This is a genomic window from Paenibacillus sp. FSL L8-0644 (assembly GCF_038008165.1).
Classification (GTDB): domain Bacteria; phylum Bacillota; class Bacilli; order Paenibacillales; family Paenibacillaceae; genus Paenibacillus; species Paenibacillus polymyxa_D.
In genome coordinates this window covers 2,452,210-2,472,070 of record NZ_JBBOYN010000001.1, presented here as the reverse complement: position 1 = coordinate 2,472,070, position 19,861 = coordinate 2,452,210, and the positions used below count along the sequence as shown (strand labels likewise).

Sequence of the window (19,861 nt, the reverse complement as noted above, 5' to 3'; positions counted from 1 at the left end):
TTTCTTACAATGCTGCCTGCAAGTCTTCAATCAAATCTTCCAGATCTTCAATCCCAACCGAAATCCTCACCAAACCTTCGGTAATGCCTAACTCTGCACGACGTTCTACCGGAATAGAGGCGTGCGTCATACGTGCAGGAACGCTAATCAAACTTTCAACCGCTCCCAAGCTTTCAGCCAGTGTAAAATATTTCACCTTTTTCAGAAGTGCAACCGCGTTAGCGTCGCTACCTACATCAAAGGAAATGATGCCGCCAAAGCCTTGAGCCTGGATTTTGGACAGTTCGTGCTGCGCATGGCTTTCCAGTCCAGGATAATACACTTTTCTAACCTTCGGATGTTTTTCCAAAAAGGCTGCAATTTCCTTCGCATTTTGCTCAATCGCTTCCATACGCAGACCCAATGTTTTAATACCGCGGATCAATAACCAAGAATCCTGCGGGCCGAGAATAGCACCAATGGCGTTTTGCAGAAAATGGAGTTGTTCTCCCAGCTCGTCGCTGTTCACAACAGCCAGACCAGCTACAACATCGCTGTGGCCGCCCAAATATTTGGTAGCAGAGTGAATGACAATATCAGCCCCGAGTGTAATTGGCGTCTGCCAATAAGGGGTAGCAAATGTGTTGTCGACGATCAGTAAAAGATCATGTTTTTTTACAAGCTCCGAAACAGCGCGGATATCAGTAACTTTCAAAAGCGGGTTCGTTGGCGTTTCGACATACAATGCCTTCGTATTCGGACGAATTGCTTTGGAGATAGCTTCCAGGTCAGTCGTATCCACAAATGTGGACTCAATTCCGATACGGCTGAGCACTTTGCTTACAATGCGATAGGTGCCTCCGTATACATCATCGGTCAGCAAAATATGATCCCCTGCATTAAACAGTGAAAATACCGCATGAATTGCAGCCATACCCGAACCGAAAGCAAAACCACGCTTTCCTTCCTCCAGATCCTTGATCAGCTCCTCCAAAGCAAACCGGGTCGGATTGCCTGTACGCGAATACTCGTATCCCTTATGGACGCCAATTTCCTCTTGCTCATAAGTGCTTACCTGATAAATAGGAACGTTAACCGCGCCTGTATGGGGATCGGTAGGAAGCCCGCCGTGAATCAGTTTTGTTTTGCGTTTCATTTTATATCCCGCCTTCATATATTTTTTTACTCAGATAACGTTCGCTGCTATCCGGGAAAATGGTAACAATATGTGCACCATCCGGTGCATTTTCTGCTTCCAGTAAAGCGGCATGTAAAGCAGACCCTGAAGAACTGCCAACGAGAAGACCCTCACGTGCAGCCAGTTCCTTGACACGGCCAAAAGCATCGACATCACTAATGGTGTGGATGGCATTAAAATATCCTTTATCCACAAATTCAGGAATTAATTCCATGCCAATTCCTTCCGTTTTATGTGGACCTGACTCGCCGCCATTCAAAATGGACCCTTCCGGCTCCACGATGACTGTTTTAAGGGCTGCATTTTGTTCCTTAAGATAACGCGAGGTTCCCATAAACGTTCCCCCCGAGCCTGCACCTGCCACAAATACGTCCACTTTGCCGTCCAGATCGTTCCATATTTCAGGTCCCATTGTCGTATAGTATGCCTCGGGATTATCCGGATTACTGAATTGCCGCGGCAAGTATGCATCTTTTATTTCAGCAGCCAATTCTTTTGTTTTTTCGATAGCTCCTTTCATCCCCTTACTCGTCGGGGTATGAACGATGCGTGCTCCCAATGCCTTCATCAGGTCCTGTTTCTCTTGGCTGAACTTCTCAGGCACAGCAAAAATAACCGAGATATTATAATGAAGTGCTGCCATCGCAAGACCAATACCTGCGTTGCCTGCTGTTGCTTCAATTAATGTCCCACCTGGCTTCAGCTGACCTGTTTTTAATGCTTTTTCAATAAGAGCCTTACCCACCCGATCCTTTACGCTGCCGCCGGGATTCATAAACTCCAGCTTCGCAAACAGGCGAATTCCTCTCGGTAGAGAATAGCTGTTCAGCTCCACTAATGGCGTACGTCCGATGAGTTCAAGGGTATTTTGATATACATTCATAATTTCAAGCTCCTTTTAATGGCGAATCCAAAATAAACCAATGGTCAAAAATTAACGCCTACTGTCGGAGAAGTTCGCTATCATCTCCAAGAAAACATAGTAATGCGGTAAGTATTGATGCAATAAGATTTTATGTGTATTTGAAGCTTTTGTCAAATGGACCAGTCACAATACCCACACCCCCTGCCTGCTTGCTCGATAGGATAGAGAAGATGTCACAAAATATTCCCCGTGCAACATAAGGAGGAGTTCATATATGGGAAAGCAATTTCTAAAGATAGCTGCCGTATATTTTGCCCTCAGTGTGCTGCTTAGTGCCATTATTGGCGTGTCGGGTGATTACAGTCTGTCCAATGTTCAGTCTCATATCCATTTATTGGGTTGGACAGCGCTTGGAATCATAGGTCTGATCTATGTGGCCTTTCCCGCACTTTCAGTTACTATTCTGGCACATATCCATTTTTGGATGCATAATATCGGTCTGCCCGTGTTGATATTGGCGCTTATAGGTCAAAATTACAAGGTTCCAGAGACTGAAGTTTGGATCGTTACAGGGTGGGTGTTACTCGCAGGGGGGACTATGCTGTTTATGGTGAATGTGTGGGACAGACTGCGCTAGAGCAGATAAGTTCTCTTCATTTGACCATAAAAAAAGGAGCCTGATCATGTCAGGACTCCTTGATATCTTCATCATATGTTAGCTATATACCAGCTGTACTAGCTAAGGTCTTACTGTTACTTCACTGTTACTTCACTGTTACTTCACTGCTTCATCCTGTACATGTTCTTTACAGAAGTTCTCAACAGCTTGCAGCTCATCCTCTTCAAGTTCAAGATCAATGTAACGATTCGTTACTTTTTCAATTAATTCATACTTCAGCAGTCCTGTCTTTTCTTCGTCTACTAAATAAAGACAACGGATATACAGTCCGTTTTCAGTGTATAGCTCGTCGTCCTCCTCTACCTCTACATCAATGATAAATTCATAACGCTGTCCAGTCAAAATACCAAAAGCATCTTTAATCTGATCTACGGTGTACGCTGTAAAGTTCAACATGTTTTTATTCCCTCCGGGTTTCCTTCAATTACGGTGCATTCTACGCCTGCAGGCAGTAGTTGTTCAACTTGTATACGTACTTCTTGACGACTCAAATCCTGGCCCATGATGGATATCCAGCCCCGATCATTGCGCGAACGAATTAAACGCCCTATGCCTTGTCTGAGTCTAAGTGCCATGTGAGGCATATCTATCTGAATAAACGGATCTGCTGCATCCTTGCGCAGAGCCGTAAAAACCGGATCATTCGGAGGAAATGGCAGTGACCAGATAATAACGTGCGACAGAGAAGGCCCAGGAATATCCAATCCTTCCCATAATGTAACAGCGCACAACACACTTTCCTCATCATTCTGAAAAGCTGAGATCAGATGGCTGATTTCAGCCGAACCTTCGTACAGAAAACGATAGGCAGACGCCTCCGGGTAAGCAACGAGACCCGTCTGGAATGCAGCCAATTCCTCCTGTGAAGGAAACAGGATAAGCGCTCTTCCCTGCGATTTCTCCAGCAGTGCCAGCGCTCTCTGGATTGGATCATCCCCCGCTTGCAACGGGTACAGTGCAGCTTGCATCTGATCGCTGTAGTCATAAGGTGAAGCAACAGAGAACGTTAGCGGATTTTCAATACCGAGACTCTGCGCCATATAGTCAAAAGAGCTTTCTACGGAAAGCGTAGCTGAAGAGAATACGATCGGTATATGCTGCGCAAATACTCGCTCTTTGAGAATCTCTTTTACCATCTTCGGCATAACCACAAGCGTTAATCCATCCTGATCCTCCATCACCCACGAAATGAGAAGTTCAGGACGCTTAAACAAAGCCAACGCGGTTTGAATCATTTCCAAATGTTCTTCCACAATTTTGACTTGATACTCATCCAAAGAGAATAGTCCGCTTTCAAATACAAGCTCTTCCTCGATCATGCCGATCAGTTCTCCAAAGCGGTTTACCTCTCGAGTCAGTGACTCATTCAGGATGAACTCCTTGCGATTAGAACCCTGGACAGGCTGACTGTTCTTATCTAGTGCAGCGAACAAAGCCTCACTTTGGGAGATTGCATCTTCAATCGTCATTGCCAGAGATTCTCGCACTTCTCCCTCCAGCAGTCGGGTAATTATAGACTCAAACTGAGCGTGCTTAAGCTTGTAAGTAAGCGCATTTTGTGCCGCTGTCTCCAGTAAATGCCCTTCGTCAAAAACAACAGAGCTGTGCTCCGGCAGCAACGGCAACTGACCCTCGCGCTTTCTCGCTTCGTAGGTCCATACATGCTCCATATAAAAATCATGAGAGCAGATGACCAGATCTGCCGCTTTGCGATAATGATCACGAGACAACGTCTGACCACAACGATGCCGCTGATGGCAAACGAGACAGTCTTGAAATACATCCCATCCGAGTCTGCTCCATTGTCCATCTGTTAGCTCAGGATATTCCTTTCGGTTCCCGTAAGGAGTGAAGGACTGTAACGTATCTGGAAAATGAACAAAATCCGGTAGATCCTGATAGATATCACGGAAAACATCTGCGTCCTCATCCAGTCCGCTTCGCACCTCATCCAGCTTATTCAGGCAAATATACTGATCTGGCGACTTCCCCAATCTGGCATCAATCGTCAGACTCAAATGCTGTGCCAGCTTGGCGATATCCCCTTCCGGCTTTACCAATTGTTCAATTAACGATTCATCTGCACAGGCGATAATCGCCGGTTTTCTCATGTATCGGGCATATGCAATAGCGTACAGCAGGTATACCAGCGTTTTACCAGTACCCACACCTGCTTCTGCAAAAATGGTCTTTTTTTCCTTATAGGCACGTTCTAGCTGGAATGCCATATAAATTTGTTCATCCCGAACCTCAAAGCCGACTTCAGGCAAAACTTCATAAAATACATCCGCAATCCAGTCACTTGCCTGCTCAATAAACGGCTTGGACGGATCAAAGGCAAAAGGGTAAGTAGTCAATCGGGCTGTGCCTCCAATTCGTTCATAATGTGCATCCTTTCATTATAACGCAAAACAAGCTAAAAAGAACATGAAAACTGTAAGAGCAGCTTATATTTTTTTTATGTCGGTATAAGATTCCCTTTAAAATAAAGGGGCATACTTTCGTCTCGGTGAGATGCTACGTTATATTAATATTTCATAAAGAAAGCTACATAGACATCTACGATGGAAATTTTTTGAGAAATGTCTGTTTTTTCCGTAATAGTAAATGAAGAAAATTATCATGACAAAATAAAAGAAACCAGCTAATGTATTACAAGCATTAGCTGGTTTCTTGTTGATTGATGAATATGCATTAAGCAGAAGCTCGTTCTCCTTAACTCATGTTTAAGATTCGCCAATTAGATCCAATTTTCCCCACGCTTATTAATACATGGTTTTGTTCTTCTCCATCTATATAAAGCTTAACTTCAAGCACCCTTATTTCTTGTATATTCATAGTCTGCTCTATAACATTTTTGTTCTTTTCACTATGACTCGATATTATTTGAGGCTTAGAGTACGTGCTACTCACCTTCATTTCCTTGATTTTCTTTAGGTCCATAGCAGCATTCGCTTCTCCCATAACGATACGTTTGCCCACCATATCCGGATTTGAGTTTAGGAACAGTAACATATAAAATTTCTCCCAATACTGTTCATATTCGATAAAGCTTTTTAAAAAGTTATGGCTTTCAAAGGAAGGAATGGGAGCACCTGCTTGAAGCTCATAGGTATGGAGCAAATTGAAATGATTATCTACTGTATTCGCACGATACTTTTCCACAATAGGGAAACATTTTAACGCACTGTCGAAGTTATGATCATTTACAGCTTCAAAAAAGGCTTCTACCACCAATTCGGGCGTGGAAAATTGCGCCTCAGTGGGTTGTGGCAGATCTGCCTGCAAGTTCTCCAAATAAGTGCTTCCAGGCTGCTCTTTTCTAGCATCTTCAGAGCTGATCTCTCCAGAATGTCCTTTATTCGTACAACCCGCAACCACTACGAACAGCAGCAGGACTACAACTGAACAAAATATCCATTTTCGTTGTCGCATGAATTCATGTTCCCCCATTATTTTGAAAATCAAAGACTACTAAGCTTTCCTTAATAATCGGTGATCTCCTCCGTACTTACAGAAAAGACGATTGCTGATTGTATCGCTGCAACTCTTTTTTATGTACAACAAAGGTATTGGTACAAAGATCGTGGACTCCCTGTTTCTTCGCAGTAAAAGCGACCACAATATATATAAGACGTAAAATCACAAAAGAAACGGCTTTAATCCAATAACGTCCTGAGGCATGCAAGAATCCAAGACGCTTTCCTTCCTTGTCTACAACAATTAAAGAGAACACAAGCTTACCCGGTGTTGCTCTTACCTTCGATGATTCCCATAACACACAGTAAAGCCATGGTACTACGAGCCATAAGATCAGCGGCCAAACCATAAGCAGCACTTGTATGAAACCCGTCTCCTTTATACCCAGAAGATCTGGGATAATGTTAATTGCTCCCCCTACTAAAAGGACTATGCCAGTAAGGATGATCAAATCAATCAAAAACGCGGCTGTTCTTATCCAGAATCCTCCGTACATCCGTCTTTCAGTATCACTTGTTCCTGTCATGATATGTATAACTCCTTTTGAAACGATATTTAAAATCCAGTTTATTCCTTTACACAAGATGATATCATACGGTTACCTACCTATATTGTCAATTTACGAATAAATACTCTTAAACAAGTAAAAGGACCTATTTCCATGCATCAAAATGAAAATTTTATAGGAATTAAGAGCTTTATATACAATGATTTTTCTTTGATTGGGTACAAAATAAGCGCAGCTACAATCTCTTCCCCCTCTATAAGTAGTACTTTGGCATCGAATTAAATAAAGTCTTTTTTTGTGCATAAAAAAACAGCGCATATGTAAATGAGATTACATACACGCTGCCTCACTATTACTCTGTGGATTTGACAAGCAACAGCTCAGCTCGAATGAGCTTGTTCCCGACCATCTTACTCACTATATTTTTTTGCATTCAACACTAAACAAACCTTCTTCACCGCGCAGCTTTGCCAATGCCTCGACAAAGAAATAATCGCCATAGATAATGGGAACGTTGATGTATTTTTGCTCAGGATAATGTACAGTCCCATTCATCAGCAATCCCTCATGCTCCTCGCCCCACGCCGTACACGTATGATGCAAGCCCTTGAGTATAGATTCTGCAGCTTCTGTAAAATGCTCCGCACGTGTCGAATATTTTGCCAGCTCTAGCAAACCACTGGCTGCAATCGCCGCAGCCGATGAATCCCATGCCCCTCGGTGCTCTTCTTCTGCTCTAAAATCCCACACAGGCAGGCAAGCATCGCCCAGTTGGGACAGGAAAAAATCAGCCGTGTTCTCGGCCACCTTCAAATAACGCGAATCGCGCGTGTACCCATACGAAAGCGTAAAACCATACAATGCCCAAGCCGTGCCACGTGCCCAGGCAGAACCGGGAGCAAATCCCTGTCCACCATGCTCGGCGACCTTTTTTCCAATCTCCGGATCGAATTCGACCACATGTGCGATAGAACCGTCCGAGCGGACAAATTCACGTGCTATGGTATCTGCATGCTGCACAGCGAGAGCGGCAAAACGCGGATCTCCGCTTTCCTCCGAAGCCCAATAAAGCAAGGGTAGATTCATCATACTATCTATAATCGCAACGCCCCGTGTATCCATGTCCTTCGAGGGGAAGTTCCATGCGCGAATAAAACGGCCATTCACGTTAAAACGGGCAGCCAGCAGATTGGCAGCCAACACCCCGCGTCTTCTGGACTCTGAATCTCCGGTCAGCCGATGGGCGGCTACACCGCTGAGCAGCCAAATAAAGCCAAGATCATGGTCTACAGCTTCGCTATTATAGAGTATTTTTTCCAAACGACCCTCGCACCGCTGTGCAATCCCGGCAGCCACACTGTCAGGACGCGCCCGATTGGTCAGCCACAGTAGCCCCGGATAAAAGCCTGCTGTCCACCACGCTTCTTCACGATTATCATAACGTCCACCCTCAGCAACATGTGGAAAAGCGTCCCCCAGTCTTGCCGCTAAGGCAAGGGTCTTATCCAAAGCCAGCTCCCACGATTGCTCCAGCCACGCTTCTGCTTTCGTCATTTCTTTTCCCTCTCCTTTTTCCACATGTTAAACCATATTCATGGCTCCAGCTCTAACTATTCAGGTAACCGAATGATAAAGGAAATGCGGTTGCCTTCATATTCCAGACGCGCTCCCTTAAGTAAACCATTCCGACAGGCTACTGAAGCTAATTCTTCCGGCCATACCACGTTCGTTCCTTCCGTCGTCGGGATAACTTCGAGGCTTGCGCCTGCGTATTCTACTCGAATGCTTTCCGTTTCTTTCCCGGCTGACATGACATGATGAATTACGCTGCGCTCCCGACCGTCATACGCCATTAAGGGAATAAGTGCCCCTACATTCTGAATATTGCCTTGAATCTCATACGCCACTTCAATTTTGCCAGGTACCTGACGATAATGCGTTCGGATTTCCCTCACTCCCGGGAATGGACCTTCCCACAAGAGAGTGAAATCCGTTGCTCCGTCAGACGCTGAGCTTTGTTCCAGCTGTACGGTTCCTCCGCCATCCTGCGGGTCAATCCCTCCATCCCGGTCGAACTCCAACGTACCGGGAATGCCTTCCGACAAGCTGTGCCACTTTCCGTCCTCCGTTTGCCAGGCCGGGGTATAGCTCAGCGGGAAAATATCTCCCTCCGCGAAGCCTGTAAAGCCGCGGTCTGCATGACCTGCTGAGGACGGACCGATCAGCGACGGCAGCGCAGACTGCTGAATACGCACGATGCCCGGAACATTATACGGGTCGTTGACCGATGTTTGCACAAGCATTTGCTGCCCCTCTACGGCTGCAATGACAGTCTGGAACCAGCCATCCGTTGCCAACACCCGGCTGCCGATTTCCGCCGGGATGAAGGTTGGAGAAATGCGATCCATCTCCTCCCCATATAGAAGGGTGTGGGCCAGCACAGCCGCCGTCCACAGACTGTAGCAGGTATGATTTGAATACACCTCAAAGCCATGCCGTGCCTCGGACGAATAATGGTTGCGGACGATATGCAGCTTGCCGTCATCGGTCTGCCAACGGCTAATTGCTTGCCAGCATAGATCTGCTGCCCGTCGGAACGCACCTGCAAGCCCATGCTCTCCTGCCGTAATAGCCTGCTGAGCATGTGTTGTAAAGACAAAGGCAGCAGCCGCTTCGTTCCACTGATGCTGCGCGCTTCTTCCACGCGGCGGAATTTCCCCGTGCGGGGATAGCGCCAGTAATGTGCTGAGCGCCCCCCTGCGAAGGTGGTCACGCAGTTCGAGTGCGCAGCTGCCATCATATCCATTCTCCAGCATCACGCCCAGATGGAAGCGTGTAACGATATCGTAGGCAAATGGGCTATTGGGCCGATCCAGCGGTCCATCCTGATACAGGCCCAAACCGGTAAAACGAGGCAAATGGTAGCTTCGGATATACTTCTCCATCCATTCCGAATCGGCTGCAATTCCTTCCGCTGCACGCAAAAACTCGCCGGAAATCATAATTGCATTCCAGTTGATCATCCGGTTCGGGTTTTTCATTTTGCTCATCGTAAAAATGTAGGTCTGCTCCGGCTGAATTCTGCTCAGTTGTTGCTTCCATGCCGTGGCTTGTTCTGGCAGCAAATTTTTAAGGAGCCGATACGCTCCCATCATCATAATTGGAAAAAAGTCTGGGTGGTGATCGGGCGCTTTTTCCTCCACTACACAAGCTATGCTATGCGTCAAGGCCGCAGCAGCAGATTCCAGTAAATCATGCCGGCCTTCTTTGACCAATACCGCCGCAGCGAACGCATAGGACGGGGTGGAGTAGTACCGTTCACTTTCAGAATGGAGGTCAATGATAGCTCCAGATTCATCCTGATGCAGGGCATATGCGCGAACCAGCTTTTCCAGCACGGCCAGCTTATGTTGGTGAGTCCATCCGTCATTCACTTGGTTCGGTGCGCTTTCCACCTGTTCTATAAATCTCTCCAGTTCCGTCTGCCAAGGGTACGCGCTGCCTGTCTGCAGCTTATTCATCCTGTCTGCCTCCCATTCAAAATGAAAATTAATGTATGGTAAAAAACAGATTGCAATCTACGCTTGCAGAACCGTTCCAGTGATTGGAGCCCAGCTGCAGCGATGTTTTATAAAACACAAAGGGAACTCCGTCATGATCTATGTGCTTCACAGCCTCCACCCCCGCCCGCAGCACGCTGGCATCATAATCTAGCCTGACGACCGCGCTCGTTCCCTTCCATTCCACGAAGTTTGCTCCCAGATTAGGCTGAATGCGGCTGATGAAAAGCTCCTCCACATCCCATGACTTCATGCTAACGCCAGACGTTTCAAACTCAAAATGATCTGTGACGGTAAGCCTTGCTCCCTTGCTTCCCTCCAGCACAGTCCATGTGAAGGAGCGGGTGAAGACTGCCAATTCTTCTACGGGATAAGCAGATGTCAAATCAAGCTTAAGTCTTGTGCCTGGCTGTACCTCCTCCTGCTCATCCAAAGCAATATCCAGTACAACCGCCTTTGCCTTTGCGCCCGATTGCTGCATAGTCCCATTGATGACAGGCACGGAGTGACCTCCGGAGGAGATATTGATAATCGACTCTCTTCCCGGTGAAAAATAGGCCTTCGTGTATAAGCCTGCTCCCAGATCACACAATAGATTTTCGCCACCACCATGAAGGATGAAGTGTCCAAGATCGTTATGATTGTGCGGTTCATTGTTATGCCCAGCCTTCGCTGAAAATGCAAGCATGATACCTGATTCACCCTTTTGGCTTCCATATCCACTATGGCTGGAACTGCGGCTGCGGCACATCAGCCAACCAAGTTGCGGCAAATAATTGGCAACGGTCTCACCGCTCCCAAATGCCAAAGGATTCGTCCAGACCAGATTACGCAATACATGAGCCCAGCGGCGACAGGGGTCTTCCAACAGACCAGGTACGCAGAAAGGGAGTGTAGATGGTCGTTCTTGCAATGAATTCAAATGAGAGATGAGTCCGGAAGGCAAACGTTCCGTTTCACTACTGTCCGAATAATTAGCAAAAATGCCATCCGACAGATGAACCCGCTCTGCAAAGGCTGCGATTTGCCTAATCTTTTCCGAGTTCAGAATATCCACTGCTCCTTCGGTAAACTCACGCAGCATATCGGCAAAATAAATGAAATAACCAAAGCCGTACACCCAGTATCCTACGCCTTCGGGGCATCCCCCGTCCTCACTGTAGCCTGCCAAAAAACAATCCAGTGCGCCCAGCATACTCTCGATGGCTACCGCTCTGGAAAAGTCGTCTTCTACTAGCAGCAGTGCTGCAATTCCGCAACCGGAAGCACATACTGCCGACCAGTTATGATCTGCGGTTTCCCATCCAAAATGACGAGGCTGCCAAAAAACGGGTTCCAGTACACGACGTTCGATCTCTTCGTGCACCTGAGCGACCACATGGCTAGCCAGTTGTTCTCCTAGCAGCAATAAAATTTCAACCAGCATTTGGGCTGTTTCGGACGTGAATAAATCCACCTGCTGCCAAGGCGGTATTGCTGTGTCCTCTTCGTTGACATGTGCAGGAAGCGCCCAGGTGTACTCGCTGCATATGTCCAGCAGACCGCTTTCCATCGCTTTTATCTTTCGAGGCTCCGGCTTGACAACCGCTTCCAGCACTATAGCAACCAGTCGTCCACGCCGTCCAAAGTATACATCCTCATACGGTTTGCGCTCCCCTGTATTCGCAAATTCCCGAAACAGAGACAACGGCAGTTCAGGCCATGATGTTTCCCGATTATCTTTACAGGCACGCTCAATATCCTTCCAAAACTCGGCGTATATCGGCTCAGAGACAGTCGTCCGCAGCCTTTTTGTCCAATTACTCCTTAACCGTTGCCTTGCTGAATCCTGCATAGTACCAGCCAGCGCCTTAACGAGCCGCGAAGCAGGCCAAGCCTCCCTCAGAAGACTCATTTGCCTTTCCTCCCCATGAGAAGCATTCGTTTCACCCTCTTTTTTGTTAACGCTTTCATTGTATCTAACAATCATCCTAAATTCAAAGGGGTAGAAAAACAATACCGCAAAACACAAAAGAACCTCCACGCCACGTTGCTGTAGTCATGGAAGTTCTTGTTCTACTCTTTTGCCAGACTGAGTCCAGATTGGCCTGGATTTATCGTTTCTAGACCTTTGGCTTTTCTGGTTTCCAGTTTTTAATTCCGTCATCCTCCAGAATACCCAGTGCTGCATCTGAGATATTAGGATCACGTAGCAAAGCGTCCTCGACTCTAAATTTAATATCGTCAGCATCTGCCAGCGTCATGCCCGGTGTAAGCTCAATCAACCCTTCCACGTGATAGTAACGTCCCTCCTGCAAAATACGCATTTGAGAAATATCGGTCACATGTGTATCTGCCAAAATAATGGAAGCCACACGTTCTTCGATATCAGGAGGTGCAGATACACCAATCAAGCCCACCATGTTGTCATAACCGACCCGGAAAGCAACACCGACCATCAAACATCCAATGAGAATACTCGAAATACCGTCCAACAGTTTAAAATCAGTCAGCGATGTGACCACCACTGCTAGCAGAGCGAGTACTCCCCCCGTTGTTGCTACCAAATCTTCATAAAACACCAGACGGGTTGGCGGTGCAGCACGCCCCACATGACGGAACGCAGTGGTGAAAATGCTTAGCCCCTTCGCTTCTACTCTGGATTCATGCAGCACTTCTTTCATCGCTTTGCTCCATACAAATCCGTCCACCACTAGTGACAAAATCAGCACCACTACATTAATCCAAAATCCATGTGTAGATTCAGCCGGATGCTGAAGCAAATGAATGCCTTCCAATGCGGTTTCATAGGCCATGATCGTTACGACAATAACAGCAACCATACAGAACAGGTTAATCACCCGTCCAAAGCCGGTAGGAAAGCGTTTTGTCGGTTTTTTCTCTGCTAGTACACTGCCCGCGAACACAAACATTTGATTCACTGCATCCGCAATGGAATGCATCATCGTAGCAAACATAGAACCACTACCTGTCAAGGCAAAAGCAATCCCCTTAATCAAGGCAATGCCGGTATTACCTAACGCCGCCGAGCCCGAAGATTTGTTTCCTTTTTTGACCATACTCCAAAAGGAGTCCTCTTTCTGTTTCACTTCCATCTTGTAGCTCCTCCTGAGGTATACATAATCTGTTATATCATCGTTTGTTATGTATTATTTTTAACCCGTCCATATTCTACCTAACCATCTGAGGAGAATCAATACAAACGATAATATTTTCCATGGAAAAGGAATGCCCCATGTCACCCTACGACATGAAGCATTCCCGTTACAGCCTTCTATCAGACATACCCTCAAGTTAACAACACAGATAATCTACATGCGCTGGCGATCGACATAAGTGCCTGTTTACCAGCTTGATTTCGTAATGCCTGGAATTTGGCCTTGATGTGCCAACTCGCGGAACGCGATACGAGACAGCTTGAATTTGCGCAAGTATCCTCTGGGTCTTCCTGTCAGCTCACAACGGCTTTTCAGGCGTGTTGGAGATGAGTCACGCGGAAGCTTTTGCAAAGCTTCGTAGTCCCCTTTTGCTTTCAATTCACGTCTCAGATCCGCATATTTAGCTACAATTTCCTGGCGTTTCTTCTCTTTTACGACTTTTGACTTCTTGGCCATGTAAAGCTCCTCCTTGTGTTATATGCCAATCATGAAGGTTCACCATCACTACCGCGAGATTGATGAACACGGATATGAACATGATTTCACACCATAAATAGTAATAATTACGATTACTATTTAATATAACGCTGCTCCAAGCGTGTTGTCAACCCAAGCGGTTTGAATCACAACAACATTAAAAAGCCGTTGAAACAGTAGACCTCTTCACTCTTGTGAACGGTCTGCCGTTTCAACGGCTTTAAAATTTGCTGACTGAGCTCCGTTTATTCAGCCAAATGGCAAGCTACCCAGTGATCTGGACGTGCCTCACGATAGAGTGGAATCTCTTTAGAACAACGCCCGATAGCAAAGGGGCAGCGAGTATGAAACTTGCAGCCCGAAGGTGGATTCACCGGACTTGGAATATCCCCCTTGAGCAAAATGCGTTCTCTTTTCAACTTCGGCACCGGAATAGGCACAGCCGACAGCAACGCCTTCGTATACGGATGCAACGGATTCCCGAATAGCTCGTCACGCGAAGCCGTTTCGACCATGGAGCCTAGATACATTACGCCAATACGGGAACACAAATGTTCCACCACGCTCAAATCATGCGAGATGAACAAGTATGTCAGACCCCGTTCGGCCTGCAATTTGGCGAATAGGTTAATAATCTGCGCCTGTATGGACACATCCAGCGCTGATACCGGCTCATCAGCGATAATTAGATCCGGCTGAAGCGCCAACGCTCGGGCAATGCCGATCCGTTGACGTTGACCTCCTGAAAATTCATGGGAGAAACGGTCGATATGATATTCGGACAATCCACATAGCTTGAGCACGTCCAGCACAATCTGCCGGACCTCCTCTTTGGTAGCTATACCGTGATCCAGTAGCGCCTCACCAATGGCATCACCAATCCGTACACGGGGATTCAGCGAGCTATACGGGTCTTGAAAGATCAGCTGAATTTTAGGACGAAGCTCCTGCATCGCTTTGGCAGACAAGCTGTGCAGATCCACCCCTTTGTATTTTACGGTACCGTCCGTTTTATCCGTCAATCTAACAATCGTGCGGCCCACCGTGCTTTTACCGCTCCCCGATTCCCCTACCAACCCGAAGGTTTCACCCTGACGGATTGTAAAGCTGATATCGTCTACCGCCCGCACATGTCCTGAAGTACGGTTCATAAACCCGGACTTCACGGGAAAGTATGTTTTTAAGCGGTCTATTTCCAACAATGGCTCAGCCATGAACAACCGCCTCCTCATATAGCCAGCAGGATGCTTTCTGCTGAGCTGAAACTTCTTTTAATGTAGGCTCTTTTATACGGCAAATGTCCATGCAATACCCACAGCGGTCGTGAAAATAACAGGAAGTCGTCAGCTCCAGCGGATTAGGTACCTGCCCGGGGATGGAATACAGTTCCTCTTGGCGCTGATTAAGCACCGGTTTGGACTTTAGTAACCCCTGTGTATAAGGATGCTTGGGATGATTGAACAGCTGTACCACTTCGCCTTCCTCGACGATCTTGCCTGCATACATTACTATGACGTAATCAGCCATTTCGGCGACAACACCCAGATCATGGGTGATTAGCATGAGCGACATATTGGATTGGGCTTTAAATTTACGCAGCATGTCGAGAATTTGCGCCTGAATCGTTACATCCAGCGCTGTGGTTGGCTCATCCGCGATAAGCAGCTTGGGACTGCAAGAAACAGCAATGGCAATCATAATGCGCTGCAGCATCCCCCCGCTCAGCTCATGCGGATAGCTTTTTAAAATCTGCTCCGGCCGGGATATACCGACCTGTTCGATCAGCTCCAGTGCTCGCTTACGAGCTTCCTTACGGCCCATTTTCAAATGCTCAATCAGTGGTTCGGATAGCTGTTCACCAATGGTCATGACTGGATTCAATGAAGACATCGGCTCCTGAAAGATCATGGATATTTCATGCCCACGAATCGTGCGCATCTCATTTCTGCTAAGCCCTAGCAGATCGGTTTCCTCAAAACGGATGCTTCCGCCTGTCACCTTACCACCAGGACTCTGGATGAGACCCATGATCGACATCGCGGTAATACTTTTGCCGCAGCCCGATTCACCGACAATGCATACCGTTTCCCCCGGCTTCACACGGAAGCTGATATCATCCACCGCTTTAACCGTTCCTTCTTCTGTATAAAAATGAGTGCTTAAATGTTCAATGGAAAGTAAATTGTCCATGGTGTATGATCACCTACCTCTTATGTTTCGGGTCAAGTACATCCCGCAGCCCGTCACCAAAAATATTAATAGCGATGACTGTAGCAAAAATAGACAGTCCTGGCGGTATCCACAACCACGGTCGTTGCTGAAAATCCAGCACATTGTTAGCGGCATCAATCATATTGCCCCAAGTTGGTGTCGTGGGTAGCACGCCAAGACCAAAGAAGCTGAGTACAGATTCACTCAAGATAGCTCCGCCAATATTCAATGTAGCGATAACGATCAATAACGGTAAAATATTCGGCAGCAGATGCTTGAACAGCTTTCGACGATTCGAGAGTCCCAGTACCGTCGCGGCTTGCATAAATTCACGTTCCCGCAAACTAAGCATCTGGCCCCTCACCATCCGTGCAATCCCCGGCCAGTTGACCAGACTAAGCATCAGCATGACAATATACATCCGTTGATCGGGTTGAACCTTCCAGTCAGATAGCAGCGCGCCCATAATAAATAGCAGGGGCAAACTGGGAATTGTCAGCAGCAAATCAGCAACGCGCATAATAATCTGATCTGCAATCCCGCGAAAATATGCGGATATGACCCCCAGCGTAGCCCCCAAAAAGACTGACAATACCATGGAAGCCAAACCCACGGTAAGAGAAATTTGACCTGCCTGCATCACACGTGTCAGCACATCCCGTCCCAGCTTGTCTGTTCCTAACCAGTGATGGATATTTGGCGCCTTGTTCATCATTAATATATTTGTTTTATTATCGGAATAAGGAGAAAATAACGGGCCGATAAAACAGAGCAAAAACATAAATACCACGACGAGCAGACCAGCCATAGCAAGCTTGTTTCTGAACAGCTGCCGGAGCGCTTGCTGCCACATTGAAGATTTAACAGTTGATTGCAGTCTGCCGTTGCTCTTGCTCAAATTACTGCTCACGGATGACATTCCTTAGCCCCCTTCTTACACTTTCACACGCGGGTCCGCGATGCGATATAAAATATCGGACAACAGTGTCCCGATAACGCTCAATATGGCAATTAGCATCGTAAAGCCCATAAGTAGCGGATAATCCCGGAGCGAAAAGGATTGCATGTACAACTGACCGATTCCCGGCCAATTAAAAATCTTTTCAATAATCAGGGACCCGCCAAACAGCGCAGGTAATTCGAAGCCAACGAGCGTAATGGCAGGCAGTAATGCATTTCTCAATGCGTGCGTAAAAAGTACCTTTCTTTCCTTTAAGCCCTTTGCACGGGCTGTGCGTATATAATCCTGCTGGATCACGTCGATCATATTGCTACGGAAGTAGCGGGTCAGCGAACCCAGTCCCAGCAGCGTCATAACGATCACTGGCAAGGTCATATGCTGGAGAACCTCCTTCACATACTCCATACCTGTAGCGTTACTGCCCGTATTGAGCATGCCACCGGGTGGCAACCACTTCAGGTCAACCGCTGCGATTTTAATCAGATACAGCCCGATAAAAAAAGAGGGCACAGACATGGCAGCGAAAATCACTATCATTACCAAAGTATCAAACCATGAATACTGCTTATAAGCAGCAACCACACCAATAATGACCGCGATAAACCAGGTCAGGAAGGTCGATATAACGGCCAGCAAAAACGAGTTCCAGATATATTCATTAAATAAGGTCAGCACCGGCTTCTGCTGGGCAAGCGAATAGCCAAAATTGCCATGCAGCGCATTGCCTAGCCAATTTCCATAGCGTTCAAGAATAGGCTTATTCAGGCCGTAAATTTCCCTCAGCTCCGCTTTTCTCTCCGGCGACAGCTTCAGATTGCCGCTAATGAAATCTCCCGGTGTCATGGCATACAGGAAAAAAATCATCATCGATGCGGCCAACAAAATAATAACCATATACGTCAGTCTTTTCGTTAAAAACGAGCTCATGACAGGCTCCTTTCAATTCAAGGTCAGGCTACTCATTACGTTTCCCCCATTTGGGAGGCCCCTTGATCCGAACCTGATGTTCTTCACAAGGGGCCCGCAAATGTGGCTTATTTAAGGGACCATTCGAACAAATTACCAGACAAGCCAATGAACGGACTGACCTTTACATGTTCCATCCGACCATTGTAGGCATACACCGTCTTCTTATAGTTGGTAAAAATAACGGGCAGTTCATCGTTTAGCAGCACATATAATTCTTTATATATTTTCTTGCGTTCTTCCATATTCGTCGTAGACAAGCCTTTTTCATATAGCTCTTTTACCTTTGGATTGTTATATCCCTTGACTTCTCCATTGACGAATTGCTCGATTCCATCCGATGGATCTGTCAGCATGCCTGTCGAGAAGGCGGCGAGATCATAATCTTTACCTTCTACTTTGGCGACCATTGCATTAAAGTCTGCAAAGATTTCCGGCTGAAGGTCAACACCAATCGCTTTGTAATTTTCAGCCGCAAGCGCAATAAAGGTGTCTGTTTCTGGACGTTTAGAGGTCAGCAGGTGAATGGTCAGCTTCTGACCGTTTTTCTCACGGATACCGTCACTACCTTCCACCCAACCCGCTTCATCCAGCAGCTTTTTCGCTTGCTCCGGGTCGTAGTTGTATGGATTGATTCCATCGGTCGTGTAAGACCAGAATATTGGGGAAGCTGGAATGTTTGCGACCGCCCCTGCTCCCTGAGCTGCGTCGACATAAATACTTTTCCGATCTAGTCCATAGGTCAATGCTTGACGAACCTTTTTATCCTTAAGCTTTTCATTTTCTAGATTTACTTGCAAATATCCGTAAGTGCTAGGGGTATACGGCAAAATGTTTAAAAAGCCAAGCCCTTTCAGTTTGTCGATATTTTCCTGAGTTGCAGTGAATTGAGCAAAATCGGTATCGCCTGTTTCTATGAATTGCCAAGCGTCGCCTTCTGCTGTTTTGTAAATGAAATGCTGTGTTTTCGGTTTGCCTTTGAAAAAGTAATCATTCGCCTCCAGACGAACTTCTTGCCCCGGAATGAATTTTTCCAGCTTATAAGCCCCATTTCCCAGAGGAGTACTATGTAGATTTTTAAAATAATCCAGCTGTCCGAACTTATAATCCTTGCCATAGTAAGCTTTGGACAGTACATATTCACCCAGAATCGGCAGAGCCAGCGCGTTTGGTTTTTCCAACGTCGCAGAAATGGTCTGCGCATCAATCACCTTGATTCCTGCAATTTGTTTTGCCTTGCCTTCCGTATAGGCGTTGCCGCCTTTAATGTTCAGCTTTCGGATTTGACTGTCGCCAGGATAGGCTTTGTCATAGATCAACGTCCAGGTAAAAGCGACATCTTCTGCTGTTAAAGGGGAGCCATCACTGAATTTAGTACCGGGAACCAGATGAAATGTATACGTTAGATTATCTTTAGAAATATCCCAGCTCTTAGCCAGATTGGGCAGCGGAAGCCCCTTCTCGTCTACTGTGACCAGCGGAGTCCACAATTGCGAAATCACGTTGCCGTCATAGCCGCTTTGGTTAAAATACGGAGTAAACACCCCGGCTGGGTCAGTCAGACCCACAATAATCGTGTCGCTTCTCTTTTTGGACACTTCCGGCAATTTGGACATATCAGAAGCCTTTACCAAACTTGTTAATGGCTGCGTTGTAGTAGCTGTCTGTGTGTCCCCATTATTTTGGGCAGTAGCATTGTTGGAGCTGTCCGGTCCACCGTTAGAGCAAGCCGCCAGCAAAATAGAGCTCGCCAGAAGTAGACTGCTAAGTAAAATAATACTCTTTTTCAACATAATCCCCCCGAGTTAAATTATTAAAT

17 protein-coding genes are annotated in these 19,861 nt (G+C 46.6%); 1 reads left to right on the top strand and 16 read right to left on the bottom strand.

Going from position 1 to position 19,861, the window contains the following annotated elements:
- Nucleotides 1-4: 4 nt before the first annotated feature.
- Both NSS94_RS11390 and NSS94_RS11385 read right to left on the bottom strand, forming a co-directional pair.
- Nucleotides 5-1,135, bottom strand: coding sequence for a bifunctional cystathionine gamma-lyase/homocysteine desulfhydrase (locus tag NSS94_RS11390; protein ID WP_029519142.1), 1,131 nt, complete (start codon nt 1,133-1,135; stop codon nt 5-7).
- Between the two features lies 1 nt (nt 1,136).
- Nucleotides 1,137-2,060 carry a PLP-dependent cysteine synthase family protein gene (locus NSS94_RS11385; RefSeq protein ID WP_029519141.1) on the bottom strand — a complete coding sequence of 308 codons (924 nt, stop codon included), beginning with the start codon at nt 2,058-2,060 and terminating at the stop codon, nt 1,137-1,139.
- Nucleotides 2,061-2,316: 256 nt separating this feature from the next.
- Here NSS94_RS11385 and NSS94_RS11380 point away from each other — a divergent pair, with 256 nt between their 5' ends.
- Nucleotides 2,317-2,679: a hypothetical protein gene (locus tag NSS94_RS11380; protein ID WP_341039308.1), complete on the top strand. Its 363-nt coding sequence runs from the start codon at nt 2,317-2,319 to the stop codon at nt 2,677-2,679.
- A 138-nt stretch (nt 2,680-2,817) separates the two neighbouring features.
- Here NSS94_RS11380 and NSS94_RS11375 read toward each other — a convergent pair whose 3' ends face one another.
- From NSS94_RS11375 to NSS94_RS11310, 14 genes are all read right to left on the bottom strand, one after another.
- Nucleotides 2,818-3,117, bottom strand: coding sequence for a DUF6509 family protein (locus tag NSS94_RS11375; protein ID WP_039273380.1), 300 nt, complete (start codon nt 3,115-3,117; stop codon nt 2,818-2,820).
- The gene (locus NSS94_RS11370) at nt 3,111-5,078 is read right to left on the bottom strand and encodes an ATP-dependent DNA helicase (protein ID WP_029519138.1); all 1,968 of its coding nucleotides are present in this window, start codon (nt 5,076-5,078) and stop codon (nt 3,111-3,113) included. The genes NSS94_RS11375 and NSS94_RS11370 overlap by 7 nt, the downstream gene beginning before the upstream one ends.
- 358 nt (nt 5,079-5,436) lie before the next feature.
- Nucleotides 5,437-6,189 carry a hypothetical protein gene (locus NSS94_RS11365; RefSeq protein ID WP_341039307.1) on the bottom strand — a complete coding sequence of 251 codons (753 nt, stop codon included), beginning with the start codon at nt 6,187-6,189 and terminating at the stop codon, nt 5,437-5,439.
- Nucleotides 6,190-6,232: 43 nt separating this feature from the next.
- Complete coding sequence (locus NSS94_RS11360; protein WP_029519136.1) at nt 6,233-6,727, bottom strand: RDD family protein; 495 nt, start codon at nt 6,725-6,727, stop codon at nt 6,233-6,235.
- Nucleotides 6,728-7,126: 399 nt separating this feature from the next.
- Entirely contained in the window at nt 7,127-8,263 is a 1,137-nt protein-coding gene (locus tag NSS94_RS11355) for a glycoside hydrolase family 88 protein (protein ID WP_029519135.1), read from the bottom strand.
- A 56-nt stretch (nt 8,264-8,319) separates the two neighbouring features.
- Complete coding sequence (locus NSS94_RS11350) at nt 8,320-10,230, bottom strand: glycosyl hydrolase (RefSeq protein ID WP_069010206.1); 1,911 nt, start codon at nt 10,228-10,230, stop codon at nt 8,320-8,322.
- A gap of 28 nt (nt 10,231-10,258) precedes the next feature.
- Entirely contained in the window at nt 10,259-12,163 is a 1,905-nt protein-coding gene (locus tag NSS94_RS11345; protein WP_341039306.1) for a heparinase II/III domain-containing protein, read from the bottom strand.
- A gap of 208 nt (nt 12,164-12,371) precedes the next feature.
- Nucleotides 12,372-13,364 carry a cation diffusion facilitator family transporter gene (locus NSS94_RS11340; RefSeq protein WP_341039305.1) on the bottom strand — a complete coding sequence of 331 codons (993 nt, stop codon included), beginning with the start codon at nt 13,362-13,364 and terminating at the stop codon, nt 12,372-12,374.
- Nucleotides 13,365-13,613: 249 nt separating this feature from the next.
- Nucleotides 13,614-13,883, bottom strand: a complete 270-nt coding sequence (gene rpsN / locus NSS94_RS11335; RefSeq protein WP_029519131.1) for a 30S ribosomal protein S14 — start codon at nt 13,881-13,883, stop codon at nt 13,614-13,616.
- A gap of 266 nt (nt 13,884-14,149) precedes the next feature.
- Complete coding sequence (locus tag NSS94_RS11330) at nt 14,150-15,118, bottom strand: ABC transporter ATP-binding protein (RefSeq protein ID WP_341039304.1); 969 nt, start codon at nt 15,116-15,118, stop codon at nt 14,150-14,152.
- Nucleotides 15,111-16,094: an ABC transporter ATP-binding protein gene (locus NSS94_RS11325; protein ID WP_341039303.1), complete on the bottom strand. Its 984-nt coding sequence runs from the start codon at nt 16,092-16,094 to the stop codon at nt 15,111-15,113. Before NSS94_RS11325 ends, NSS94_RS11330 begins: the two co-directional genes overlap by 8 nt.
- Nucleotides 16,095-16,107: 13 nt before the next feature.
- Nucleotides 16,108-17,034 carry an oligopeptide ABC transporter permease gene (gene opp4C, locus NSS94_RS11320; RefSeq protein WP_341039302.1) on the bottom strand — a complete coding sequence of 309 codons (927 nt, stop codon included), beginning with the start codon at nt 17,032-17,034 and terminating at the stop codon, nt 16,108-16,110.
- A 15-nt stretch (nt 17,035-17,049) separates the two neighbouring features.
- A complete protein-coding gene (locus tag NSS94_RS11315) occupies nt 17,050-18,003 on the bottom strand; it encodes an ABC transporter permease (RefSeq protein ID WP_165147273.1) in 954 nt (317 codons plus the stop codon).
- A gap of 107 nt (nt 18,004-18,110) precedes the next feature.
- A complete protein-coding gene (locus tag NSS94_RS11310) occupies nt 18,111-19,835 on the bottom strand; it encodes an ABC transporter substrate-binding protein (RefSeq protein WP_341039301.1) in 1,725 nt (574 codons plus the stop codon).
- Nucleotides 19,836-19,861: the final 26 nt, after the last annotated feature.

Excerpts from the sequence above, each read along its gene's own strand:
- NSS94_RS11390 (WP_029519142.1), bottom strand. The coding sequence starts at position 1,135 with ATGAAACGCAAAACAAAACTGATTCACGGCGGGCTTCCTACCGATCCC.
- NSS94_RS11385 (WP_029519141.1), bottom strand. The coding sequence starts at position 2,060 with ATGAATGTATATCAAAATACCCTTGAACTCATCGGACGTACGCCATTA.
- NSS94_RS11380 (WP_341039308.1), top strand. The coding sequence starts at position 2,317 with ATGGGAAAGCAATTTCTAAAGATAGCTGCCGTATATTTTGCCCTCAGT.
- NSS94_RS11375 (WP_039273380.1), bottom strand. The coding sequence starts at position 3,117 with ATGTTGAACTTTACAGCGTACACCGTAGATCAGATTAAAGATGCTTTT.
- NSS94_RS11360 (WP_029519136.1), bottom strand. The coding sequence starts at position 6,727 with ATGACAGGAACAAGTGATACTGAAAGACGGATGTACGGAGGATTCTGG.
- NSS94_RS11355 (WP_029519135.1), bottom strand. The coding sequence starts at position 8,263 with ATGACGAAAGCAGAAGCGTGGCTGGAGCAATCGTGGGAGCTGGCTTTG.
- NSS94_RS11350 (WP_069010206.1), bottom strand. The coding sequence starts at position 10,230 with ATGAATAAGCTGCAGACAGGCAGCGCGTACCCTTGGCAGACGGAACTG.
- NSS94_RS11345 (WP_341039306.1), bottom strand. The coding sequence starts at position 12,163 with ATGAGTCTTCTGAGGGAGGCTTGGCCTGCTTCGCGGCTCGTTAAGGCG.
- NSS94_RS11340 (WP_341039305.1), bottom strand. The coding sequence starts at position 13,364 with ATGGAAGTGAAACAGAAAGAGGACTCCTTTTGGAGTATGGTCAAAAAA.
- rpsN (WP_029519131.1), bottom strand. The coding sequence starts at position 13,883 with ATGGCCAAGAAGTCAAAAGTCGTAAAAGAGAAGAAACGCCAGGAAATT.
- NSS94_RS11330 (WP_341039304.1), bottom strand. The coding sequence starts at position 15,118 with ATGGCTGAGCCATTGTTGGAAATAGACCGCTTAAAAACATACTTTCCC.
- NSS94_RS11325 (WP_341039303.1), bottom strand. The coding sequence starts at position 16,094 with ATGGACAATTTACTTTCCATTGAACATTTAAGCACTCATTTTTATACA.
- opp4C (WP_341039302.1), bottom strand. The coding sequence starts at position 17,034 with ATGTCATCCGTGAGCAGTAATTTGAGCAAGAGCAACGGCAGACTGCAA.
- NSS94_RS11315 (WP_165147273.1), bottom strand. The coding sequence starts at position 18,003 with ATGAGCTCGTTTTTAACGAAAAGACTGACGTATATGGTTATTATTTTG.
- NSS94_RS11310 (WP_341039301.1), bottom strand. The coding sequence starts at position 19,835 with ATGTTGAAAAAGAGTATTATTTTACTTAGCAGTCTACTTCTGGCGAGC.